This window comes from Pseudomonas sp. GNP012 (assembly GCF_054343835.1).
Genome location: NZ_JBTGUU010000001.1, coordinates 3695632 through 3717588, shown reverse-complemented (window position 1 = coordinate 3717588; position 21957 = coordinate 3695632). Strand labels below are relative to the sequence as shown.

The window sequence follows — 21957 nt, the reverse complement described above, 5'->3', positions numbered from 1 at the left end:
TTAGACCTGTTAGGAGCACCCCCCCTGATGAGCTTCGGCGCCGATGAAGAGATCCTTCAGGATTTCCTGGTTGAGGCCGGCGAGATTCTAGAGCAACTGTCCGAGCAACTGGTCGAGCTGGAAAGCCGTCCGGATGATGCGGATTTGCTCAATGCAATTTTTCGCGGTTTTCACACTGTAAAAGGGGGCGCCGGCTTCCTCCAGCTCAACGAACTGGTGGAGTGCTGTCACATCGCCGAGAACGTGTTCGACATCCTGCGCAAGGGTGAGCGTCGCGTCGACTCGGAACTGATGGACGTGGTTCTCGAAGCGCTGGACGCGGTGAACGGCATGTTCAGCGAAGTCCGCGAGCGCAGCCCGATCACGGCTGCGACACCTGAACTGCTGGCGGCGCTGGCCCGTCTGGCCGAGCCGCAATCGGCTGACGAAGAGGTTACTGCACCTGTCGCCGCCGTGGTTGAAGCGCCGGTGGCTGAAGCCGATTCCGGCGATATTACCGATAACGAATTCGAGCAATTGCTAGACTCGCTCAATGCCGTCAAGGCACAGGCCGAGGCGCCGGCGGTTGCCCACGCACCTGCAAGCGAAGCACCTGCAAGCGACGAAATCACCGATGCCGAGTTCGAGTCGTTGCTCGATCAGTTGCACGGTAAAGGCCAGTTTGCCGTCGATGCGATTGCGCAGGCTCCGGCTGCGCCAGAAGCACCGAAAGCGCCGGGCGACAGTTCCGATATTACGGACGACGAATTTGAAGCACTGCTCGACCAGTTGCATGGCAAGGGCAACTTTGCTGTCGAGGCACTGGAGTCCGCCATTGCTTCGGTGCCTGCACCTGCTGCCCCAAGCGCGGTGGCGGCTGGCAGCGATCTGATTTCCGATCACGAGTTCGAAGCGCTGCTCGACGAATTGCATGGCAAAGGCAAGTTCAGCGAAGTCGGCACCGCGACGGCGGCCAATGGTTCGAGCGCTGCAGTTGCGGCACCGGCACCGGCAGCCAAGGCTGTGGCGCCCAAACCTGTGGCCAAGGCCCCCGAGCCAAAAGCCGAAGCACCGGCCGGCGCTGCACCGGCTGCTGCCCGCGCCCCGGCCGCGCCACCGGCGGAAAAACCGGCAAGCGAAGCCGAGACCACCGTACGGGTCGATACCGCGCGTCTGGACGAGATCATGAACATGGTCGGCGAGCTGGTGCTGGTACGTAACCGCTTGGTCCGCCTGGGTCTCAACAGTGGCGACGAAGCCATGTCCAAGGCTGTATCGAACCTCGACGTGGTCACCGCCGACCTGCAAACCGCGGTCATGAAGACCCGGATGCAACCGATCAAGAAAGTTTTCGGGCGCTTCCCGCGCCTGGTTCGCGACCTGGCTCGCCAGCTCAAGAAAGAGATCAACTTGGAGCTGGTCGGCGAAGAAACCGACCTCGACAAAAACCTCGTCGAGGCCCTGGCCGACCCGCTGGTCCACTTGGTGCGCAACGCGGTCGACCACGGCATCGAGTCGCCGGAAGAACGCGAAGCCTCGGGCAAGGCCCGTGGCGGCAAGGTGATTCTGGCGGCCGAGCAGGAAGGCGATCACATCCTGCTGTCGATCTCCGATGACGGTAAAGGCATGGACCCGAATGTCCTGCGTTCCATCGCGGTGAAACGCGGCGTGATGGACAAGGATGCGGCCGATCGACTGAGCGACACCGAGTGCTACAACCTGATCTTCGCCCCGGGGTTCTCGACCAAGACCGAGATCTCCGACGTGTCGGGTCGCGGCGTGGGCATGGACGTGGTGAAAACCAAGATTTCCCAGCTCAACGGTTCGATCAACATCTACTCGGCCAAGGGCCAGGGTTCGAAGATCGTCATCAAGGTGCCGCTGACCCTGGCGATCATGCCGACGCTGATGGTCATGCTCGGCAACCAGGCGTTTGCGTTCCCGCTGGTGAACGTCAACGAGATCTTCCACCTCGACCTGTCGACCACCAACGTCGTGGACGGCCAGGAAGTGGTGATCGTGCGGGACAAGGCGTTGCCATTGTTCTACCTCAAACGCTGGCTGGTCAGCTCCGCCGCTCACGAAGAGCAGCGCGAGGGCCATGTGGTGATCCTTTCGGTGGGCACACAGCGAATCGGCTTTGTCGTCGATCAACTGGTGGGCCAGGAAGAAGTGGTCATCAAGCCATTGGGCAAAATGCTCCAGGGAACGCCGGGCATGTCCGGCGCCACCATTACCGGTGACGGCCGCATCGCGCTGATTCTCGATGTTCCGAGCATGCTCAAGCGTTACGCCACCCGGCGTATTTGATTCTGCTGGAGCGGGGCGCCTGGCCTCGCTCCATCTAATGGAGTGTTTATGGCAGTCAAAGTCCTGGTGGTGGACGATTCGGGGTTTTTCCGCCGCCGCGTCTCGGAAATTCTTTCAGCGGATTCCAATATCCAGGTCGTCGGTACGGCGACCAACGGCAAAGAGGCGATCGATCAGGCGCTGGCCCTCAAGCCCGACGTGATCACCATGGACTACGAGATGCCGATGATGGACGGCATCACTGCCGTGCGGCACATCATGCAACGCTGCCCGACCCCGGTCCTGATGTTCTCCTCGCTCACCCATGAAGGCGCCCGGGTCACCCTCGATGCGCTGGATGCCGGCGCCGTGGACTTCCTGCCGAAGAATTTCGAAGACATCTCGCGCAACCCCGAGAAGGTCAAGCAACTGCTGTGCGAGAAGATCCTGAGCATCTCGCGCAGTAATCGTCGTGTCAGTCACTACAGCGCTCCGGCGCCTGTCGCTGCGCCAGCGCCGACGCCAGCGCCTTCCAGCGTGGGCAGTTTTGCCAGCAGCGCGCCCGCGCGTCCGGCACCGGCACCGATCCCGGCGCGTACGCATGCCCCCGCTACGTCGTCGCCCGCGCCAAAACGCAAAAACTACAAACTGGTGGCCATCGGTACGTCCACCGGCGGCCCGGTGGCACTGCAGCGGGTGTTGACCCAATTGCCGGCCAACTTCCCGGCCCCGATCGTGCTGGTCCAGCACATGCCGGCCGCTTTCACCAAGGCCTTCGCCGAGCGCCTGGACAAGCTCTGCCGCATCAGCGTCAAGGAAGCCGAGGATGGTGACATCCTGCGTCCGGGCCTGGCGTTGCTGGCGCCGGGTGGCAAGCAGATGATGATCGACGGTCGCGGCGCGGTGAAAATCCTCCCGGGTGACGAGCGTCTCAATTACAAGCCGTGCGTGGACATCACCTTCGGTTCGGCAGCCAAGTCCTACGGTGACAAAGTTCTGGCGGTCGTCCTGACCGGCATGGGCGCCGATGGCCGCGAAGGCGCGCGCCTGCTCAAGCAGGGCGGCAGTTCGATCTGGGCGCAGGACGAAGCCAGTTGCGTGATCTACGGCATGCCGATGGCCATTGTCAAAGCTGAACTGGCCGACGCGGTGTACAGCCTCGACGACATTGGCAAGCACCTGGTCGAGGCCTGTATCTGATGGATGTTCTAAGCCTGATCGGCATCATCATGGCCTTTGTCGCGATCATCGGCGGCAACTACCTTGAAGGCGGTCATCTGGGCGCCCTGGCCAACGGCCCGGCAGCGTTGATCGTGCTCGGCGGAACCATCGGCGCGGCGCTGCTGCAATCACCGATGAGCGCCTTCAAGCGCGCCATGCAGATCCTCGCCTGGATCCTGTTCCCGCCTCGCGTCGACCTGGCCGGTGGCATCGACCGCGTGGTGAACTGGAGCCTGACCGCCCGCAAGGAAGGCCTGCTGGGTCTTGAAGGTATCGCCGACGCCGAGCCTGACAACTACGCCCGCAAAGGCCTGCAATTGCTGGTCGACGGCGCCGAGCCGGAAGCGATCCGCAGCATTCTGGAAGTGGATTTCTACACCCAGGAAAGCCGCGATATCGAAGCGGCCAAGGTCTTCGAAAGCATGGGCGGTTATGCGCCGACCATCGGCATCATCGGTGCGGTGATGGGCCTGATTCACGTCATGGGCAACCTGGGGGATCCGTCGCAACTGGGTAACGGCATCGCCGTGGCCTTCGTCGCCACCATCTACGGCGTGGCCAGTGCCAACCTGGTGCTGCTGCCGATTGCCGCCAAACTCAAAGCCATCGCGCTGCGCCAGTCGCGTTATCGCGAAATGTTGCTGGAAGGGCTGCTGTCGATCGCCGAAGGTGAAAACCCTCGTTCCATCGAGTTGAAGCTTCAGGGCTTCATGGATTGATGGGAGACATGGATCATGGCACGTCGTCGCCAGCATGAAGAACACGTCAACCACGAACGCTGGCTGGTGTCCTACGCGGACTTCATCACCTTGCTGTTCGCCTTTTTCGTGGTGATGTACTCCATCTCTTCGATCAACGAAGGCAAGTACAAGGTCATTTCCGAGGCGCTGGTCGGGGTCTTCACCGATTCCGATCGTTCGCTCAAGCCGATCCCCATTGGTGACGAGCGGCCGAAGACCGTGACCCCGGCCAAGCCGCTGGTCAAGGACAGTGACCAGGTCGATGCCGGTGTCTCCGGCGCCAGCGATCCTCTCAAGAGCATCGCCGACGACATCAGCGCGGCGTTCGGTGACCTGATCAGCTCCAACCAGATGACCGTGCGCGGCAACGAGTTGTGGGTCGAGATCGAGCTCAATTCCAGCCTGTTGTTCGGCAGCGGCGACGCCATGCCCAGCGACATCGCGTTCAACATCATCGACAAGGTCGCAGCGATCCTGAAGCCCTTCGACAACCCGATCCATGTCGAAGGTTTCACCGACGATCAACCGATCCGCACCGCGCAGTACCCGACCAACTGGGAGCTGTCCTCGGCGCGCTCGGCCAGCATCGTGCGCATGCTGGCGATGCAGGGGGTGAACCCCGGTCGCTTGGCGTCGGTGGGCTACGGCGAGTTTCAGCCGGTGGCCAACAATGCCACCGCCGAAGGCCGCGCTCGCAACCGCCGCGTGGTGCTGGTGGTGTCGCGCAACCTCGATGTTCGCCGCAGCCTGACCGGCACCGGAACCGCCCATGCGCAACCGGATGCCGCGTTGAAGCGTGCTGGCACACAAACTGCACCGACCCCGGTCAAGTCGCCGGTACGAGAGAACGCCGTCAATTCTCCGTCACCCGCATTAACACGTTGAGCTATTTCTCGGCCGATCCGTTCGGTCGGGAGGAACATTCCGAATGAGAGTCTGGGCAGTCGCCAATCAAAAGGGTGGTGTCGGTAAAACCACCTCCTCCATCGCTTTAGCCGGGTTGCTGGCCGAGGCGGGCAAGCGCGTGGTCGTGGTCGATCTCGACCCCCACGGCTCCATGACCAGCTACTTCGGCTACGATCCCGACAGCCTGGAACACAGCAACTACGATCTGTTCCTGCACAAGGGCAACGTGCCCCAAGGCCTGCCGGGCCAACTGTTGCTGTCGACCAGCGACGAACGCATTTCCCTGTTGCCGTCCAGCACCGCGCTGGCGACCCTCGAGCGCCAGTCGCCGGGGCAGAGCGGTCTGGGCCTGGTGATTGCCAAGAGCCTGGCACAACTGTGGCAGGACTTCGATTACGCCGTGATCGACAGCCCGCCCTTGCTCGGCGTGCTGATGGTCAATGCCTTGGCGGCGAGCCAGCAACTGGTGATCCCGGTGCAGACCGAACACCTGGCGGTCAAGGGCCTCGAGCGCATGGTCAACACCCTGGCGATGATCAACCGCTCGCGCAAACAGGCACTGCCTTTCACCATCGTGCCGACCCTGTTTGACCGTCGCACCCAGGCGTCCCTCGGAACCTTGCGCGTGCTGCGCGACAAATTCCCCGAGGAAATCTGGCAAGGCTATATCCCGGTGGACACGCGCCTGCGCGATGCCAGCCGTGCCGGGCTGACGCCTTCGCAGTTCGACGGCAAGAGCCGTGGCGTTCTCGCTTACCGTGCGTTGCTCAAGCATCTGCTGGCAGCGCAACTTGTTGCGCAGGTGGCGTGAGATGACCTCGATCCCTGTAGGAGCGAGCCTGCTCGCGATGGACGTCAACGATGACGCGGGAAACCTGGCACCCCGTGGCGCTCACAGGTTCATCGCGAGCAAGCTCGCTCCTACAAGTGAGCGCTCATGAATCGACTGGTAAAGACAACATCGCGCCCGCAACTGGCGTTGCAGTCGTATCTGGATAACTTGCTGCAAGACGCAACCGAGGAGATGGCCGAGGTTGTCGAAGCGGTGAGCGTCGTCGAAGAGCAAGGCGTGCTGGACGAGTTCCAGGCTGCCGTTCTCGAAGAACAGGCCCGGGATGCGCAGCAATTCGCGGTAGCAGCCACTGCGGTGACTGCGCCTTTGGCCAGGACTTCCATCGTCGTGATCGATGCACCGGAACCTGTTCTGGCACCGATATCGACCATTGCGCCTTTGTTGCAAACCCTGGTGGCTCCGATCGAAGAGGCCGAAGTGCTGGAGACTCCTGTTATCGAGGAGCCTCAGGTACTTGTGCCGCCCGTCGTCGAAGTGCACCTGCCACCAAGCAATACGCCGCCACCGGTGGACACCGAAGGTCGTCCGTCCTGGGCCGCCGAGCCTTTCGAATGCCTGTTGTTCGATGTCGCCGGCTTGACCCTGGCGGTGCCGCTGGTGTGCCTGGGGTCGATCTATTCCCTGGCCGGTCACGAGCTGACGCCGTTGTTCGGCCAGCCGGAGTGGTTCCTGGGCATCCTGCCGAGCCAGGCCGGCAACCTCAAGGTGCTCGACACCGCGCGTTGGGTCATGCCCGACCGTTACCGCGACGATTTCAAGCAGGGCCTGCAATACGTGATTTCGGTCCAGGGCTATGAATGGGGCCTGGCGGTGCATCAGGTCAGCCGCTCGCTGCGTCTGGACCCGAATGAAATCAAATGGAGAAGTCACCGGGGCCAGCGGCCATGGCTCGCCGGCACGGTGATTGAACACATGTGCGCCTTGCTCGACGTGGCCTCCCTGGCGGAGTTGATCGCCAGTGGCGGGGCAAAGCACATGTCCGGCAGCAAGCCGAACCACAAACCGACAAACATCAAATAAACAACAGGTGACGTCATTCGATGGCGTTGCACGGAACACACACCGCCAGGGCGGTTTCTTGAGGGGTCAGGGTATGAATGACAAGGCAACGGCGGCAAAAGGTTCCGAAGATCCGATCCTGCAATGGGTCACCTTCAAGCTGGACAACGAGACCTACGGCATCAACGTGATGCGTGTCCAGGAAGTCCTGCGCTACACCGAAATCGCCCCGGTCCCGGGTGCCCCGAGTTACGTGCTGGGCATCATCAACCTGCGCGGCAACGTCGTCACCGTGATCGACACCCGCCAGCGCTTCGGCCTGATGAATGCCGAGATCAGCGACAACACCCGTATCGTCATCATCGAAGCCGACAAGCAGGTTGTCGGGATCATGGTCGACAGCGTGGCCGAAGTGGTTTACCTGCGTCAGTCGGAAATCGAAACCGCGCCGAACGTGGGTAACGAAGAGTCCGCCAAGTTCATTCAAGGCGTGTGCAACAAGAACAACGAATTGCTCATCCTGGTCGAGCTGGACAAGATGATGAGCGAAGAAGAATGGTCGGAACTGGAGAGTATCTGATTGATTCTCGAGGTTGCGGTCATTGTCCTGTTCCTGTTCTGGGCAGGCACGCTGGCAATGTTTCTGGCCTACATTCGCGCCCAGAAGCAGATCGCCGCGCAACAGGCCCAGAGCGATGCGCAGCGCGACCAGCGCATCAAGGACCTGGGCAAACGCGTTGACAACTACCAGAACGGCAACGTGCGCATGGGCGAAGACCTGCATGAACTGCGGGCGATCGTTGCGCCGTTGCCGGACAAACTCGCTCAGCTGGAACAGCGCGACCCGACCAGCCTGTCGTTTGCCCAGGCAGCACGATTGGTCGGGATGGGCGCCAGCGTCGACGAACTGACCCAGTCCTGCGGCTTGACCCAGGCTGAGGCAGAGTTGATGAGCAAGTTGCACAAGAACTAGTTACCTGTAGGAGCGAGCCTGCTCGCGATGGACGTTAACGATAACGCGGGCATTCTGAATGAACGCGTCGCACTTGAGTCCATCGCGAGCAGGCTCGCTCCTACAATGGTTCGGAGTCGTTCACAAACTCCGGAGCCACCTCTGCCCCCTGTGGGAGCGGGCTTGCCCGCGATGGCGTCCTCGAAACTTCAATAATCATCCCCGCGTTCGGTGATGTCCTTCTCGACCATCGGCGCATCCGGGTCCTGTCCCGCCGGAAACTTCCCCTTCAAACTCCACGCAAACGCAATGATCTCGGCAATCGTCAGATACAGCTCCTGTGGAATGCTGTCCCCAAGCTCCATGCGCGCCAGCAGCCTCACCAACTCGGCATTTTCGTAGATCGCCACTTGGCAGTCGCGGGCGATCCGCAGAATTTTTTCCGCCAGTTCTTCGTCGCCCTTGGCGGTGAGGGTGGGGGCGATTTGCCAGATGATTATTCGAATGATGGATAAGTTACGTCACTTTGAGTGTTGCAGAATGATTCAAAAATTTTCCTTTCCAGAGAATCCAAGTCCTACTTTAAGAAGTCCTGAATAGACCGTCGCGGCCAACTAAGTCCTACAGGATGAAGTATGAATATTCCTACATCTTAATCTGTGTTTTAACGACTTTTTTGTTTTGATGGCAATGGGCTTGTCGTTTGTGCGTTGACAGGTGGAAACACAATTCTTTAAGTTTTGTTAGCGAGGGGTGATCAAAAGTAATCGATAAAGGAAAGGGGGGGATGAGGAAAATTTATACTCTGGGCGCTGGTCATATGGGTGACGGCAGAAGAACGGGCGCGGATACAAAACCTTTTGGTGGATGAAGTAATGAATTGGACAAGGAAGGGTGAAGCCTATTGCAGTATGCACGAGGATGACAAAGTAATATGGCTGTATGAAATAGTTGAAATAATTTTGTGGGAAAGGTAGAGGGATGCTGCCTTCAAATAGAGGTCGACATTTTTTTATCGGCGCGCTCAGTGGGGTATTGGCGAACGTGCTATTGGGGTTGTCTTCTGTTTTTTGGAAGTATATTGGGTCGTTGAGTGCGTTGGCGTTGCTCAGTTATAGGGTTTACTTGTCTTTGCTGACGGTATTTCTTGTCGTGTACGCTGGTCGGGAGCTAAGACCGCTTTTTGCTCAACTTAACATTAGGCTACTAATTTTACATGCCGTTGCAGCCATACTGATAGCGATCAACTGGGGGACGTTCATATGGGCATCTGTCCATGGTCGGGTACTTGAAAGCAGTCTCGGTTACCTGGTGGCGCCAATTTTAAGTATCGCGATGGGTATCGTTGTTTACAAAGAGCCAGTCACCGTGTTCAAAGCCGTGGCCGTGTTGATGATGCTGATCAGTGTGGTGAGTCTTTTCGTGTTGAGTAATGATCTTGATATAAGAGTTTATCTAAGTATCGGTCTGGCTTGGGGCTTTTATTCGTGCCTGAAAAAAATGACATCTTTGAATGTTTTTAGTGGCTTGTTGTTAGAGTCTCTTGTGCTTTCTTTTTTTTGCACTTTGTTTTTTATATTTTCAGATCTCGGCATGGCGATTCCTGATCATTTTGGTTTGTGGCGCACGCTTCTTGTTTTTAGTTGTGGTGTTGTATCTATTATTCCGTTAGCGCTGTTTTCGTTTTCAGCTAAAAGGCTTTCTGTAATGTCTATGGGCTTGTCCCAGTTTGTATTGCCACTCACGCAGTTTTTTGTGGCGACGATAATTTACAAGCAGGCTGCCTCTCCAATAACTGTACTGGCTCTTTTAGTCGTAATCATTGGGTTGTTAGTAGTTGTGTTCGAACCAATTCTCAAAAAACTGTGTTTTTGTGGTGGTGGAGGGCGAGATGAAGAATAAATATAAAGTCGTCGTAATTGGCCTGGGTGTTGTTGGAAGTACTTCGCTTTGGATCAGTAAGTTTGCCCGGCGTTTTTTATGTTTCTGCATGCTCCGGGCATGGCTTTAAGTTCGCGACGGGTTTGGGAGATGTACCGCTTTAGATGGTTTTTTTCAGAGGAAGTATCGATGTTTTACGCAGGCAGGTTTTCTGTTAGCAGTAAGTAATGGTATTCAATAGGTACGAGGGGTATGTGCTGATCTCCGTTGTTGAGTGTTTCTCAGTGTTGATCAATAGTCGTCCCCACGATCCGTCACATCCTTCTCCACCATCAGCGCATCCGGCCCCATCCCCGCCGGAAACTTCCCCTTCAAACTCCACGCAAACGCAATGATCTCGGCAATCGTCAGATACAGCTCCTGTGGAATGCTGTCCCCAAGCTCCATGCGCGCCAGCAGCCTCACCAACTCGGCATTTTCGTAGATCGGCACTTCGCAGTCGCGGGCGATCCGCAGAATTTCTTCCGCCAGTTCTTCGTCGCCCTTGGCGGTGAGGGTGGGGGCGTGGGTGCCGTCGTATTTGAGGGCGATGGCCTGGCGTGGGGTGTTGGGGTTTTTCATGCGGTTTCGTCGACCCAACGTTGTTCGAGGCGGGTTTGTGGGCCTTGGGGCAGTGTGCCGAGGTGGCAGTCCAGGTCACCGACGTTCAGGCCGGCGGCCAGCAGGCGATCACGCAGCCCGGTCAGGTTGCTTTCGATCAGGCTGGCGGTGTACGGCCGTTCGGCCCAGAGCTGGCTGGAGAGGCTGCCCTTGATCAATTGCGCCTGGATTTGCAGGGGCCCCAACGGCTCCATGGCGAAGGCCAGTTCGACTCGCCACAGCTGTTGCTTGGGTTCGCGTTCTTCGCGACGCTCCTTTGGCTGTTCTTTCTCGGGGGCGTCCTCGCGCTGGAACTTGACCTGCAAGGGCACGATGTCCTGCATGTTGCGCATCGGGATTTCCAGTTGCCAGGTGCTCATCAGCCGTCCGTCGGCGGTGACGCCGGTTTGTTCCAGGCTCGACAGCTGATGGCTTTGCAGGCGTGAAACCGCAGCGGCGGCCAGGCGTAGCAAGTGTTCGAGGTCGTTTTCGCCTTCGCCGCTTTGCAGCAGGCGTTCGGGCAGCGGGAAACCGCTCGGCGACGGTTTGGCGCTGACCTGGCCGAGCATGCCCAGGGCATTGCGGACAAAATTCGGCATGGCCTGGGCCAGGGTGTTGGCGGCGATGATCGCGGCAAGGCTGCTGTTGGCCGGCAAGCCCTGGCTCAACTGCGCAACCAGCTTGAGCAGGTCGCCTTTCATGTCCGGCGCGAGTGTCGGGTTTTGCCCGTTCAGCAGTTTGCTTTCGAGGAACGCACCACTGCTGGCCAGCGCCAGGGCCAGACCCTTGGGTGTGCTCAGTTGCTGGACATCCGGCAGGCCGGCGAGCAACCGGGCAGCGGCGCTGCGCAGTTCGGCTGAGGTCTGGTCCGAGGGCGCAAGGTTCTGCAGGCGCTGGAGCAAGCCATCCAGTGAGCCTTGGCGGCTTTGCTGGTCGACCAGTTGCCGGGTGACCGCCAGTTGTTCCTGGCGGCTGCTCAGGGGCACGAATTTCAATGTCTGGCTGTCTTGCACCTGCGCGCTCAACAAGGTGCCGATGCGCAAGGGCTGCGGACTGTCGATGCTCAGGGTGCTGCCGCTCAGTGCGGTGTTGAGCAGGCTCACCATCGAGCGAAACACCAGGGGCTGGCCGGGCACTTGCGGCAGCACTTGCGAGGTCAGCACCTTGCCCTGCAGCAGGGTGCCAACGGGCAGTTGCGCGGTGTCGAGGCGGGTGAGGGGGGCGACGCTGGAGGCGATGGCCTGTTGCACCGTCACGGCCAGGTTGCCGGCCGAGGGCTGGCTGACGACCAGCGTGGTGCCCAGGGCCAGCGGTTGATTGCTGGTGGTCTGGACCGTGGTCTGGCGGCCGCTGTCGAGGGTGACCTTGAGCAGCATCTGGAAAGTCTGATCCGCCTGCTTGAGCGACAACACTTCGGCCTGGGCGGTTTGACCGACGCTGATCAGCCCCTCCACCGGCGTCAGCAATTTGAGCAACTCACCGCTGAGCACCTGTGGGCGTGAAGTCGCCGGGAGGGCCTGCGGCAGCGGTAGGATGTTCATTTCGCCTGTCATACGCGGTCACAACCTGAGGAAAATGCACTCTTTAGAGTAGGGCCTGGCATGTATAATGCCGCGCCGTTGTATCCAAAAATGGCGAAAACTTTGCAATTGTTTGACGCAGCTCTCTAGAACAAGACGTCATTGCATCTATGCTGCATCTCTTTAACGGCCGCGCCAGTGCCGACTTGAACCGTATAAGGCCCGTGAACCCTTGACCAGTCCTGTCCTGCAAACCGTTGCCCTTGCCTGTGAGCGAGACCTTCGGCTGCTCTTCGAAAATCTCGATTTGAGACTGGCCAGTGGCGAAATGATGCAAATCAGTGGCCCCAACGGCAGTGGCAAGACCAGCCTGTTGCGCCTGCTCTCGGGGCTGATGCAGCCGACCGCCGGTCAGGTGCTGCTCAACGGCCAGCCGCTGAACGAGCAACGCGGCGAACTGGCGCGCAACCTGTTGTGGATCGGCCACGCAGCCGGGATCAAGGATTTGCTGACACCGGAAGAGAATCTGAGCTGGCTGTGTGCCTTGCATCATCCGGCGACCCGTGAAGCGATCTGGCAGGCCCTGGCTGCGGTCGGGCTGCGCGGATTCGAGGATGTGCCTTGTCACACCCTGTCCGCCGGTCAGCAGCGCCGCGTCGCGTTGGCGCGCCTGTACCTGGACAGCCCGCCGTTGTGGATCCTCGATGAACCCTTTACCGCCCTCGACAAGCAGGGCGTGGCGCAACTCGAAGAGCACCTGGCCGGCCACTGCGAACGCGGCGGCATGGTGGTGTTGACCACTCACCACACGCTGAGCCGGATGCCGGCCGGTTATCGCGATATCGATCTGGGGAGCTGGGCCGTATGAGTGTGTTCGGCCTGTTGGTCGCCCGCGAGGCGCGTCTGCTGTTCCGTCGTCCGGCGGAGCTGGCCAATCCGCTGGTGTTCTTTGCCATCGTCGTTTCGCTGTTCCCGCTGGCGGTCGGACCCGAGTCTCAATTGTTGCAAACCTTGTCTCCGGGCTTGGTCTGGGTGGCGGCACTTTTATCGGTTCTGCTCTCGCTGGACGGGCTTTTCCGCAGTGATTTCGAAGACGGATCCCTTGAACAGTGGGTCCTTTCGCCGCACCCCCTGGCTCTTCTGGTTTTGGCCAAAGTGCTGGCACACTGGGCTTTTTCCGGCCTGGCACTGGTTTTGCTGGCCCCCTTGCTGGCACTGATGCTCGGTTTGCCTGCCGCCTGTCTGCCGGTGTTGCTGCTTTCGTTGCTGCTCGGTACACCGGTATTGAGCCTGCTCGGTGCGGTGGGCGCGGCGCTGACGGTCGGCTTGAAGCGCGGTGGCCTGTTGCTGGCCCTGCTGATACTGCCGTTGTACATCCCGGTGTTGATCCTTGGCAGTGGCGCCTTGCAGGCAGCCTTGCAGGGAATGCCGGCGACCGGTTATCTCCTGTGGCTTGGTAGCCTGACCGCCCTGGCGATAACCCTGACACCTTTTGCAATAGCCGCTGGCCTGAAGATCAGCGTCGGCGAATAATGAGGTCTGGTTAAAAAACGACCAGTAAAGACCCTCGCTCTTCACAGTAAAGAGCAACCGTGATGGAAACAGTATGAACTGGACGTGGTTTCACAAGCTCGGCTCGCCCAAATGGTTTTACGGCATCAGCGGCAAAATGCTGCCCTGGCTGAGCGTCGCGGCGTTGCTGCTGATCAGCGTTGGCGTGGTCTGGGGGCTGGTCTTCGCGCCGCCGGACTACCAGCAGGGCAACAGCTTCCGCATCATCTATATCCACGTTCCGGCCGCCATGCTGGCGCAGTCCATCTACGTGATGCTGGCGGTGTGCGGCATCGTCGGGCTGGTGTGGAAGATGAAACTGGCCGACGTCGCCCTGCAATGCGCGGCCCCCATCGGTGCCTGGATGACCGCCGTGGCACTGGTCACCGGGGCGATATGGGGCAAACCGACCTGGGGCTCGTGGTGGGTCTGGGATGCACGCCTGACGTCCATGCTTATCCTGCTTTTCCTGTACTTCGGTCTCATTGCGCTGGGCAACGCGATCAGCAATCGTGACAGTGCGGCCAAGGCCTGTGCGGTGCTGGCGATTGTCGGCGTTATCAACATCCCGATCATCAAGTACTCGGTGGAGTGGTGGAACACCCTGCACCAGGGCGCGACCTTCACCCTCACCGAAAAACCGGCAATGCCTGCCGAGATGTGGCTGCCTTTGCTGCTGACGGCGCTGGGTTTCTACTGTTTCTTCGGCGCGGTGCTGTTGCTGCGCATGCGTCTTGAAGTGCTCAAGCGCGAAGCCCGGGCCAGTTGGGTCAAGGCCGAAGTGGAAAACAGCCTGGAGGTCGCTCGATGAGTTTTGCTTCATTCGGCGACTTCATCGCCATGGGTCATCATGGCCTGTATGTCTGGTCAGCCTATGGCATCTGCCTGGCGGTACTGGCCCTCAACGTGGCGGCGCCGATCCTGGCCCGCAAGCGGTATCTGCAACAAGAGGCGCGTCGTCTGCGCCGGGAGAACGGCAAGTGAATCCGCTGCGCAAAAAGCGTCTTATCATCATTCTCGCGATCCTGGTCGGGGTCGGCGCTGCCGTCGGCCTGGCCCTGAGCGCACTGCAGCAGAACATCAACCTGTTTTACACACCGACCCAGATCGCCAACGGCGAAGCCCCCCATGACACGCGCATCCGCGCCGGTGGCATGGTCGAGGCCGGTTCCTTGCAGCGTTCCGGCGATTCGCTGGACGTGAAGTTCGTCGTCACCGACTTCAACAAATCCGTGACCATCACCTATCGCGGCATCCTTCCGGACCTGTTCCGCGAAGGGCAGGGCATCGTTGCCCTGGGCAAGCTCAATGCCGATGGCGTGGTAGTGGCCGATGAGGTGCTTGCCAAGCACGACGAGAAGTACATGCCGCCGGAAGTGACCAAGGCGTTGAAAGACAGCGGTCAATCGGCTCCAACGCCCGCGAAGGAGGGTTGATCCATGACATCCGGCATCTTTATTCCCGAACTGGGTCATCTGGCGATGATCCTGGCCCTGTGCTTCGCTTTGGCCCAGGCCGTGGTGCCGCTGTTCGGTGCCTGGCGCGGTGACCGCCTGTGGATGAGCCTGGCCCAGCCGGCCGCGTGGGGACAGTTCAGCTTTCTGCTGTTTGCCTTCGGTTGCCTGACCTACGCCTTCATGGTCGATGACTTCTCCGTGGCCTATGTGGCCAACAACTCCAACAGCGCCTTGCCGTGGTACTACAAGTTCAGCGCGGTGTGGGGTGCCCACGAAGGGTCCCTGCTGTTGTGGGCCTTGATTCTCGGTGGCTGGACCTTTGCGGTGTCGGTGTTCTCCCGGCAGCTGCCACAGGTCATGCTGGCCCGCGTGCTGGCGGTGATGGGCATGATCAGCACCGGTTTCCTGCTGTTCCTGATCATGACCTCCAACCCGTTCAAACGCATCCTGCCGCAAATGCCCAGCGACGGTGCCGACCTCAACCCCTTGCTGCAAGACATCGGCCTGATCGTGCACCCGCCGATGCTGTACATGGGCTACGTCGGTTTCTCGGTGGCCTTCGCCTTCGCCATCGCCGCGCTGATGGGCGGTCGCCTGGATGCCGCGTGGGCACGCTGGTCTCGTCCGTGGACCATCGTGGCCTGGGCGTTCCTCGGCATCGGCATCACCCTCGGTTCGTGGTGGGCGTACTACGAACTCGGCTGGGGCGGCTGGTGGTTCTGGGACCCGGTGGAAAACGCCTCGTTCATGCCATGGCTGGTGGGTACCGCGCTGATTCACTCGCTGGCGGTCACGGAAAAGCGTGGCGTGTTCAAGAGCTGGACCGTGTTGCTGGCCATCGCTGCGTTCTCGTTGAGCCTGCTGGGCACCTTCCTCGTGCGTTCCGGCGTGTTGACCTCGGTGCACGCCTTTGCCTCCGATCCGGAACGCGGCGTGTTCATCCTGATTTTCCTGCTGTTCGTGGTCGGCGGTTCATTGACGCTGTTCGCCCTGCGCGCGCCGGTGGTCAAGAGCCAGGTCGGCTTCAACCTGTGGTCCCGGGAAACCCTGCTGCTGGGCAACAACCTGGTGCTGGTGGTGGCCGCCTCGATGATCCTGCTGGGCACCTTGTACCCACTGATTCTCGATGCCATGACCGGCGCCAAGCTGTCGGTCGGCCCGCCGTACTTCAACGCGCTGTTCATTCCGTTGATGGCGTTGTTGATGGTGGTGATGGCGGTCGGCGTGATCGTGCGCTGGAAAGACACCCCGGTGAAATGGCTGCTGAGCATGCTGACGCCGGTATTGCTCGGCAGTGCGGCCATGGCCGTGGTGGCTGGCGTCGCGTACGGGGACTTCAACTGGGCAGTGCTCGCGACCTTCATGCTTGCCGCCTGGGTGCTGTTGGCCGGTGCGCGTGACATTGTCGACAAGACCCGCCACAAAGGCCTGATCAAAGGCCTGCCCACCCTGACCCGCAGCTACTGGGGCATGCAGATCGCACACCTTGGTATTGCCGTGTGTGCGCTGGGTGTCGTGCTGTCGAGCCAGAACAGTGCCGAGCGCGACCTGCGCCTGGCGCCGGGCGAGTCCATGGACCTGGCCGGTTATCACTTCATCTTCGAAGGCGCCAAGCACTTCGAAGGCCCGAACTTCACGTCCGACAAGGGCACCGTCCGGGTGATCCGCAACGGCAAGGAAATCAGCGTGCTGCACCCGGAAAAACGCCTGTACACCGTGCAGAACTCAGTGATGACCGAAGCCGGCATCGACGCCGGTTTCACCCGCGACCTCTATGTCGCCCTCGGTGAACCGCTGGGTAACGGCGCCTGGGCTGTGCGCGTACACGTCAAGCCGTTCGTGCGCTGGATCTGGTTCGGTGGTTTGCTGACAGGTGCAGGTGGTTTGCTGGCGGCACTGGATCGGCGTTATCGGGTCAAGGTCAAAAGCCGTGTGCGCGAAGCACTGGGCATGTCGGGAGCCACTGCATGAAGCGTTGGTTGATGTTGCTGCCACTGGCGATTTTTCTGGTGGTTGCCGTATTTCTCTACCGTGGGTTGTACCTGGATCCGGCCGAGTTGCCTTCGGCCATGATCAACAAGCCGTTTCCGGAGTTTTCCCTGCCGTCGGTGCAGGGCGACAAGACCCTGACCCGTGCCGACATTCTGGGCAAGCCGGCGCTGGTCAACGTATGGGGCACCTGGTGCATTTCCTGCCGGGTCGAGCACCCGGTGCTGAACAAGCTGGCCAAGCAGGGCGTGGTGATCTACGGCATCAACTACAAGGACGTCAACGCCGATGCCTTGAAGTGGCTGACGGACTTCCACAACCCGTATGTGCTGGACATCCGTGATGACGAAGGCTCGCTGGGCCTGAACCTCGGCGTGTACGGCGCGCCGGAAACCTTCTTCATCGACGCCAAGGGCATCATCCGTGACAAGTTCGTCGGCGTGATCGACGAGCAGGTCTGGCGCGAAAAACTGGCGGGCAAGTACCAGGCGCTGGTCGACGAGGCCAAGCCATGAAGCGCTGGATTGCTGCCGCTGTCCTGGGCTTGAGTATGGCCGGTGTGGCCCACGGGGCCATCGACACCTATGAGTTTGCCAAGGAAGGTGACCGCGAGCGTTTTCGCGAGCTGACCAAGGAGCTGCGTTGCCCCAAGTGCCAGAATCAGGACATTGCCGATTCCAACGCACCGATTGCCGCCGACCTGCGCAAAGAGATTTTCCGCATGATCGGCGAAGGCAAGGACAACCAGCAGATCATCGACTTCATGGTCGACCGCTACGGTGACTTCGTCCGCTACAAACCTGCGTTGAACGCCAAGACTGCCTTGCTCTGGTTCGGCCCCGCCGGCCTGTTGCTGGGTGGTGTCGTGATCATCGCGGTGATCGTCCGCCGTCGTCGCGTGCAACGCGCCGGCACCCCGGGCTCGCTGTCTGCCGAGGAGCGCTCGCGCCTCGACCACCTGTTGGATAAAACCAAGAATGATTGATTTCTGGCTCGCTGCAGGTCTGCTGCTTCTGGTTGCCCTGAGTTTTCTGTTGATCCCGGTTTTGCGCAGCCGTCGTGCCCAGCGTGAAGAGGATCGTACCGCCTTGAACGTCGCGCTTTATCAGGAGCGCGTGGCTGAGTTGCAGACTCAGCAGGAAGAGGGCGTGCTCGATGCGGCGCAAATGGACGCCGGTCGCGCCGAAGCCGCCCGTGAGTTGCTGGCCGATACCGAAGGCGTCGAAGCGCCGCGGGCGTCGCGACTGGGCAAACCCCTGCCGTTGCTGGCGGCCGTTCTGGTGCCGGTGCTGGGCCTGGGGCTTTACATGCATTACGGTGCCAGCGACAAGGTCGAACTGACCCGCGAATTCTCCCAGGCACCCAAGTCGATGGAAGAAATGACCCAACGCTTGGAGCGTGTGGTCGCCGCTCAACCGGATTCCGCCGAAGGCATGTACTTCCTCGGTCGCACCTACATGGCTCAGGATCGCCCGGCGGACGCGGCGAAGATGTTTGAGCGCACGGCGAACCTGGCCGGTCGTCAGCCCGAGCTGCTCGGTCAATGGGCCCAGGCCCAGTACTTCGCCGATGGCAAGAAGTGGTCGGACAAGGTCCAGGCCCTGACCGACGAAGCGCTCAAGGCCGATCCGAAAGAAGTCACCAGCCTCGGCCTGCTCGGCATTGCCGCGTTTGAAGGCGAGCGTTATCAGGACGCCATCGATTACTGGAATCGCCTGTTGGCGCAGTTGCCGCCGAACGACCCGTCCCGGGAGGCGCTGCAAGGCGGGATCACCCGGGCCACGGAGAAACTGGTGGCCAGTGGTGGCAAGGTTGCGCAAGCACCGGCGGCCAAGACCGCGGCGTTGCTCAAGGTCAGCGTCGATCTGGCTGCCGAGCTCAAAACCAAGGTCCAGCCTGGCGACAGCGTGTTCATCTTCGCCCGTGCTGTCTCCGGTCCGCCGGCCCCGCTGGCGGTCAAGCGCATGACCGTGGCCGACCTGCCGGTGACCGTCGAGCTGAGCGATGCCGACGCGATGATGCCGCAATTGAAACTGTCGAACTTCCCTGAAGTCCAACTGGTTGCGCGTATTTCCCGTGCCGGCAAACCGACCGCCGGCGAGTGGATCGGTCGCAGCCAGCCTTTGGCCAGCAGCACCACCGCGCCGCAAACACTGACCATCGACAGTCCGGACAAATAACAGGAAACGCTACCATGACCGCCATCGCTCGTATTGCCCTGCTCAGCGTCGTTTTGGGGTTAAACGCTTGTGCGGTCCAGCGACCACCGGAGCAAACGGCTCCGCCGCCGATTCCGCGGTCGCAGCCCAGCCCCACGCCATCGACGTCGCCGGTACCGAGCAAGCCGTCTGTTCCGGTAAAACCCTCCAAGCCGCTCCCGCGCACGTCCGCCAGCTTTGCGCCACCACCGGGGGGCAATAGTCATTGGGATCCGAAGCTTGGGGTTTATGTGCTTGATGATCAGCCCAATACCTTTTATCGCCAGCGTACCTATTACCGCTGGGATAACGGCTGGAGCCGGTCGATCAGTCCGAAAGGGCCGTGGGAGGAAACTGACATTCACGGTGTTCCGGGTGGGCTTGGGCGGCAATTCGGGCAGTGAGGCACTAAGGCGACTTTCGGGTCGCCTTTTTTGTGCCTGCTGAAATGTGATCGTTGGGCTAGTGCTGAACCCCTGTGGGAGCGGGCTTGCTCGCGAAGGCGGCCTGACAGCCGACCTGTCTTTTGTTGACCGTGTACATATCCGTTTCTTCGGTAACGGCGACTTACGGTTCCGCTCTTACAGCGGGTCACTTTGGCAAACGCCCCAAAGTAACCAAAGGTCTCGCCCCTTACGTACGGCCCCTCGCTGAGGCTCGGGGTTCCTTCGCTCCGGTGTCCATCCGGGGGCATTGCCCTCCGGTCGGCTTCGCTTCGACCTACATGCAATGAGTTCGACTGCGTCGAACGGCGCTGCGCGCCCATCCCCGGATGAACACCTGCGCTCAGCCTGCCGAGGGGGCGGGTGGATCAAGATCAAGAGCGGCAGGCGAGCTAACGCTCGGCCTGTTGAGTGGTGGGGTTGTAGGCATTCCCCCCTGTAGGAGCTGCCGAAGGCTGCGATCTTTTGATCTTGATCTTCCGCCCCTTCGACATTGTCAAAAATCAAATTCAAAAGATCGCAGGGTATGACTCACCCACATAGGTAACAAAACAGTTCAAGCACATAGGTAACAGTTTTTAACCGGCACTGGTCGAACACCCTGGGCCTATACCGTGATCGGGTGGAAAACCTGCTGGTGCAACGGGTGCAGGTGATGGATCATTCGCCGGGCCAGCGGGCTGATCGGGTGCAAGCGCAGTCAGGATGGTTTGCCGGTGGTCCAGCAAGCATGGCGACAAATGAAGAGGGTGTTTTGATGGCGGGCAGGTTGATCTATCTCATCGGGCCTTCAGGTTCGGGCAAGGACAGCCTGCTGGATGCCGCGCGAACGCGGTTGGCCGAACGCGGCTGTCGTATCGTGAGGCGGGTCATTACCCGCTCGGCCGAAGCCGTGGGCGAGGCGGCGCTGGGTGTCAGTGCGCAGCAGTTTGCGGATATGGAAGCTCAGGGCGCGTTTGCCCTGAGCTGGCACGCCAATGGGTTGTCCTATGGCATCCCGCGGGAAATCGACGATTGGCTGGCCGCCGGCCAGGACGTGCTGGTCAATGGCTCTCGGGGGCATTTGCAGAGCACGCGCCTGCGCTATCCAGACGTGTTGGTGCTGTTGTTGACTGTGGATCAAGCGGTACTGCGCCATCGCTTGCTGGAGCGCGGGCGAGAATCGTTGATCGAGATCGATCAGCGTCTGGCGCGCAATGCGCGATTCAGCGAGCAACTTCTGGTGGACGACCCGACCGTACAGGTGCTCGACAACTCCGGGCCGCTTGAGCAAACGGTCGAGCGTTTGTTGGTCTGCATTGACGAGTGACACCGATTTACCTGACATTGCCGGGAACGGACGACGAGCAATTACCTTTGTACGCGGCCAATGCAGGCAATGGCGCAGCCTGTGAATTTTTGATCTTGATTGAGCTGCCTGTCAGGCCTTCCTGCCCAACAACCCCTGCACATACTCCACAAACGCCCGAGCCTTGGCGCTGGCCATCCTGCCTGTAGGGAACACCGCCCACAGGTCCTGGTTCGGCAATGCCCAGTCCTTCATCACTTCCCGGACCGAACCGTCGGCCAGTTCTGGCGCAAACATCCATTGCGAGGCCATGGTCAGTCCTTGATGGGCCAGCACGGCTTCACGCAGGCCTTCGGCGGCGTTGACTCGGATCCGGCCGCTGACGATCACCGATTGCTTCTCGCCGGCCTTGTTGAATTGCCAATTGGCGCCGTCACCGAGGGTGTAGACGATTGCCTGATGCTTGCACAGGTCGGCGGGGCAGGTGGGGGCGCCGTGTTTTTCGAAGTACGCCGGTGTACCCAGTACCATGCGCCGGCATTCGGCGATCTTGCGCGCAGTCAGGCCCGAGTCGCTCAACGCGCCCATGCGCAGGGCGATATCGACGCCTTCTTCCACCAGATTGACATTGCGATCGTCGAGCATCAGGTCGATGTTCAGCTCCGGGTGTTGCTCCAGGAAGGGGCCCAGGTGCGGAACGATGTGCAGCCGGCCGAAGGTGACCGCCGCGCAGATACGCAGTTTGCCACTCAGCCCGCTGGCGCAACCCCGTGCGGCGTTGTCGGCCTCGTCGGCTTCTTCGATGGCACGCTTGGCCCGCTCGAAAAAGGCCAGCCCGGCTTCGGTGGGCGTCAGGCCGCGGGGCGAGCGCAGCAACAATCGCACCGCCAGACGCGATTCGAGTTGCGCGATGGTTTTCGACACGGCCGGCTGGCCGATTTTCAGGCGTCGTGCCGCGGAGGAAAACGAGCCGGTTTCCACCACGTAGACGAAGGTTTCCATTGCGCCGAGGCGGTCCATTGAGGGTCCTTGTGCAAAATCTTGAGGATGTC

Annotated in this window: 24 protein-coding genes; 20 read left to right on the top strand and 4 right to left on the bottom strand. The window is 60.4% G+C overall.

Going from position 1 to position 21957, the window contains the following annotated elements:
• Positions 1-27 precede the first annotated feature (27 nt).
• From ACXX83_RS16700 to ACXX83_RS16665, 8 genes are all read left to right on the top strand, one after another.
• Positions 28-2289 (top strand): chemotaxis protein CheA, encoded by a 2262-nt coding sequence (locus ACXX83_RS16700; RefSeq protein ID WP_458549115.1) that lies wholly within the window; start codon positions 28-30, stop codon positions 2287-2289.
• Between the two features lie 48 nt (positions 2290-2337).
• Positions 2338-3468 carry a protein-glutamate methylesterase/protein-glutamine glutaminase gene (locus ACXX83_RS16695; protein WP_458549114.1) on the top strand — a complete coding sequence of 377 codons (1131 nt, stop codon included), beginning with the start codon at positions 2338-2340 and terminating at the stop codon, positions 3466-3468.
• A complete protein-coding gene (locus ACXX83_RS16690) occupies positions 3468-4208 on the top strand; it encodes a flagellar motor protein (RefSeq protein WP_007980738.1) in 741 nt (246 codons plus the stop codon). Before ACXX83_RS16695 ends, ACXX83_RS16690 begins: the two co-directional genes overlap by 1 nt.
• Before the next feature lie 15 nt (positions 4209-4223).
• Positions 4224-5114: a flagellar motor protein MotD gene (gene motD, locus ACXX83_RS16685; RefSeq protein ID WP_458549113.1), complete on the top strand. Its 891-nt coding sequence runs from the start codon at positions 4224-4226 to the stop codon at positions 5112-5114.
• Between the two features lie 43 nt (positions 5115-5157).
• The gene (locus ACXX83_RS16680) at positions 5158-5946 is read left to right on the top strand and encodes a ParA family protein (RefSeq protein ID WP_217835981.1); all 789 of its coding nucleotides are present in this window, start codon (positions 5158-5160) and stop codon (positions 5944-5946) included.
• A gap of 126 nt (positions 5947-6072) precedes the next feature.
• Complete coding sequence (locus tag ACXX83_RS16675; RefSeq protein WP_217835980.1) at positions 6073-7008, top strand: CheW domain-containing protein; 936 nt, start codon at positions 6073-6075, stop codon at positions 7006-7008.
• Positions 7009-7081: 73 nt separating this feature from the next.
• On the top strand, positions 7082-7567 hold the full coding sequence (locus ACXX83_RS16670; protein WP_007980742.1) for a chemotaxis protein CheW: 486 nt from the start codon (positions 7082-7084) through the stop codon (positions 7565-7567).
• Entirely contained in the window at positions 7568-7960 is a 393-nt protein-coding gene (locus ACXX83_RS16665; RefSeq protein WP_458549112.1) for a DUF2802 domain-containing protein, read from the top strand.
• A 188-nt stretch (positions 7961-8148) separates the two neighbouring features.
• Here ACXX83_RS16665 and ACXX83_RS16660 read toward each other — a convergent pair whose 3' ends face one another.
• Complete coding sequence (locus ACXX83_RS16660; protein WP_458550210.1) at positions 8149-8448, bottom strand: EscU/YscU/HrcU family type III secretion system export apparatus switch protein; 300 nt, start codon at positions 8446-8448, stop codon at positions 8149-8151.
• Positions 8449-8920: 472 nt separating this feature from the next.
• Between ACXX83_RS16660 and ACXX83_RS16655 the strand changes: the two genes are divergently transcribed.
• On the top strand, positions 8921-9841 hold the full coding sequence (locus ACXX83_RS16655) for an EamA family transporter (RefSeq protein WP_458549111.1): 921 nt from the start codon (positions 8921-8923) through the stop codon (positions 9839-9841).
• Between the two features lie 270 nt (positions 9842-10111).
• Here ACXX83_RS16655 and ACXX83_RS16650 read toward each other — a convergent pair whose 3' ends face one another.
• Together ACXX83_RS16650 and fliK are read right to left on the bottom strand one after the other, a co-directional pair.
• The gene (locus tag ACXX83_RS16650) at positions 10112-10441 is read right to left on the bottom strand and encodes an EscU/YscU/HrcU family type III secretion system export apparatus switch protein (RefSeq protein ID WP_217835976.1); all 330 of its coding nucleotides are present in this window, start codon (positions 10439-10441) and stop codon (positions 10112-10114) included.
• A complete protein-coding gene (fliK, locus tag ACXX83_RS16645) occupies positions 10438-12012 on the bottom strand; it encodes a flagellar hook-length control protein FliK (protein ID WP_458549110.1) in 1575 nt (524 codons plus the stop codon). The genes ACXX83_RS16650 and fliK overlap by 4 nt, the downstream gene beginning before the upstream one ends.
• 199 nt (positions 12013-12211) lie before the next feature.
• Between fliK and ccmA the strand changes: the two genes are divergently transcribed.
• From ccmA to phnN, 11 genes are all read left to right on the top strand, one after another.
• Positions 12212-12847 carry a cytochrome c biogenesis heme-transporting ATPase CcmA gene (ccmA, locus tag ACXX83_RS16640; RefSeq protein WP_458549109.1) on the top strand — a complete coding sequence of 212 codons (636 nt, stop codon included), beginning with the start codon at positions 12212-12214 and terminating at the stop codon, positions 12845-12847.
• The gene (ccmB, locus tag ACXX83_RS16635) at positions 12844-13512 is read left to right on the top strand and encodes a heme exporter protein CcmB (protein WP_007980754.1); all 669 of its coding nucleotides are present in this window, start codon (positions 12844-12846) and stop codon (positions 13510-13512) included. The genes ccmA and ccmB overlap by 4 nt, the downstream gene beginning before the upstream one ends.
• 73 nt (positions 13513-13585) lie before the next feature.
• A complete protein-coding gene (locus ACXX83_RS16630; RefSeq protein WP_015096219.1) occupies positions 13586-14341 on the top strand; it encodes a heme ABC transporter permease in 756 nt (251 codons plus the stop codon).
• Positions 14338-14514, top strand: coding sequence for a heme exporter protein CcmD (gene ccmD / locus ACXX83_RS16625; RefSeq protein WP_007980758.1), 177 nt, complete (start codon positions 14338-14340; stop codon positions 14512-14514). Before ACXX83_RS16630 ends, ccmD begins: the two co-directional genes overlap by 4 nt.
• Positions 14511-14966, top strand: coding sequence for a cytochrome c maturation protein CcmE (gene ccmE / locus ACXX83_RS16620; RefSeq protein ID WP_007980760.1), 456 nt, complete (start codon positions 14511-14513; stop codon positions 14964-14966). Before ccmD ends, ccmE begins: the two co-directional genes overlap by 4 nt.
• A gap of 3 nt (positions 14967-14969) precedes the next feature.
• Positions 14970-16958, top strand: coding sequence for a heme lyase CcmF/NrfE family subunit (locus tag ACXX83_RS16615; protein WP_007980762.1), 1989 nt, complete (start codon positions 14970-14972; stop codon positions 16956-16958).
• Positions 16955-17491, top strand: a complete 537-nt coding sequence (locus ACXX83_RS16610) for a DsbE family thiol:disulfide interchange protein (protein WP_126046738.1) — start codon at positions 16955-16957, stop codon at positions 17489-17491. The genes ACXX83_RS16615 and ACXX83_RS16610 overlap by 4 nt, the downstream gene beginning before the upstream one ends.
• On the top strand, positions 17488-17961 hold the full coding sequence (locus tag ACXX83_RS16605) for a cytochrome c-type biogenesis protein (protein ID WP_458549108.1): 474 nt from the start codon (positions 17488-17490) through the stop codon (positions 17959-17961). Before ACXX83_RS16610 ends, ACXX83_RS16605 begins: the two co-directional genes overlap by 4 nt.
• The gene (gene ccmI / locus ACXX83_RS16600; RefSeq protein WP_458549107.1) at positions 17954-19156 is read left to right on the top strand and encodes a c-type cytochrome biogenesis protein CcmI; all 1203 of its coding nucleotides are present in this window, start codon (positions 17954-17956) and stop codon (positions 19154-19156) included. The genes ACXX83_RS16605 and ccmI overlap by 8 nt, the downstream gene beginning before the upstream one ends.
• A gap of 14 nt (positions 19157-19170) precedes the next feature.
• Positions 19171-19578 (top strand): hypothetical protein, encoded by a 408-nt coding sequence (locus ACXX83_RS16595; RefSeq protein WP_458549106.1) that lies wholly within the window; start codon positions 19171-19173, stop codon positions 19576-19578.
• Between the two features lie 796 nt (positions 19579-20374).
• The gene (gene phnN, locus ACXX83_RS16590) at positions 20375-20926 is read left to right on the top strand and encodes a phosphonate metabolism protein/1,5-bisphosphokinase (PRPP-forming) PhnN (protein WP_458550209.1); all 552 of its coding nucleotides are present in this window, start codon (positions 20375-20377) and stop codon (positions 20924-20926) included.
• Between the two features lie 111 nt (positions 20927-21037).
• Here the strand turns inward: phnN and ACXX83_RS16585 are convergent, their stop codons facing one another.
• On the bottom strand, positions 21038-21925 hold the full coding sequence (locus ACXX83_RS16585) for a LysR family transcriptional regulator (RefSeq protein WP_458549105.1): 888 nt from the start codon (positions 21923-21925) through the stop codon (positions 21038-21040).
• Positions 21926-21957 lie beyond the last annotated feature (32 nt).

What these genes read in the sequence shown, in the direction of transcription:
- ACXX83_RS16700 (WP_458549115.1), top strand. Translation starts at nt 28, where the DNA reads ATGAGCTTCGGCGCCGATGAAGAGATCCTTCAGGATTTCCTGGTTGAG.
- ACXX83_RS16695 (WP_458549114.1), top strand. Translation starts at nt 2,338, where the DNA reads ATGGCAGTCAAAGTCCTGGTGGTGGACGATTCGGGGTTTTTCCGCCGC.
- ACXX83_RS16690 (WP_007980738.1), top strand. Translation starts at nt 3,468, where the DNA reads ATGGATGTTCTAAGCCTGATCGGCATCATCATGGCCTTTGTCGCGATC.
- motD (WP_458549113.1), top strand. Translation starts at nt 4,224, where the DNA reads ATGGCACGTCGTCGCCAGCATGAAGAACACGTCAACCACGAACGCTGG.
- ACXX83_RS16680 (WP_217835981.1), top strand. Translation starts at nt 5,158, where the DNA reads ATGAGAGTCTGGGCAGTCGCCAATCAAAAGGGTGGTGTCGGTAAAACC.
- ACXX83_RS16675 (WP_217835980.1), top strand. Translation starts at nt 6,073, where the DNA reads ATGAATCGACTGGTAAAGACAACATCGCGCCCGCAACTGGCGTTGCAG.
- ACXX83_RS16670 (WP_007980742.1), top strand. Translation starts at nt 7,082, where the DNA reads ATGAATGACAAGGCAACGGCGGCAAAAGGTTCCGAAGATCCGATCCTG.
- ACXX83_RS16655 (WP_458549111.1), top strand. Translation starts at nt 8,921, where the DNA reads ATGCTGCCTTCAAATAGAGGTCGACATTTTTTTATCGGCGCGCTCAGT.
- ACXX83_RS16650 (WP_217835976.1), bottom strand. Translation starts at nt 10,441, where the DNA reads ATGAAAAACCCCAACACCCCACGCCAGGCCATCGCCCTCAAATACGAC.
- fliK (WP_458549110.1), bottom strand. Translation starts at nt 12,012, where the DNA reads ATGACAGGCGAAATGAACATCCTACCGCTGCCGCAGGCCCTCCCGGCG.
- ccmB (WP_007980754.1), top strand. Translation starts at nt 12,844, where the DNA reads ATGAGTGTGTTCGGCCTGTTGGTCGCCCGCGAGGCGCGTCTGCTGTTC.
- ACXX83_RS16630 (WP_015096219.1), top strand. Translation starts at nt 13,586, where the DNA reads ATGAACTGGACGTGGTTTCACAAGCTCGGCTCGCCCAAATGGTTTTAC.
- ccmD (WP_007980758.1), top strand. Translation starts at nt 14,338, where the DNA reads ATGAGTTTTGCTTCATTCGGCGACTTCATCGCCATGGGTCATCATGGC.
- ACXX83_RS16615 (WP_007980762.1), top strand. Translation starts at nt 14,970, where the DNA reads ATGACATCCGGCATCTTTATTCCCGAACTGGGTCATCTGGCGATGATC.
- ACXX83_RS16610 (WP_126046738.1), top strand. Translation starts at nt 16,955, where the DNA reads ATGAAGCGTTGGTTGATGTTGCTGCCACTGGCGATTTTTCTGGTGGTT.
- ACXX83_RS16605 (WP_458549108.1), top strand. Translation starts at nt 17,488, where the DNA reads ATGAAGCGCTGGATTGCTGCCGCTGTCCTGGGCTTGAGTATGGCCGGT.
- ccmI (WP_458549107.1), top strand. Translation starts at nt 17,954, where the DNA reads ATGATTGATTTCTGGCTCGCTGCAGGTCTGCTGCTTCTGGTTGCCCTG.
- ACXX83_RS16595 (WP_458549106.1), top strand. Translation starts at nt 19,171, where the DNA reads ATGACCGCCATCGCTCGTATTGCCCTGCTCAGCGTCGTTTTGGGGTTA.
- phnN (WP_458550209.1), top strand. Translation starts at nt 20,375, where the DNA reads ATGGCGGGCAGGTTGATCTATCTCATCGGGCCTTCAGGTTCGGGCAAG.
- ACXX83_RS16585 (WP_458549105.1), bottom strand. Translation starts at nt 21,925, where the DNA reads ATGGACCGCCTCGGCGCAATGGAAACCTTCGTCTACGTGGTGGAAACC.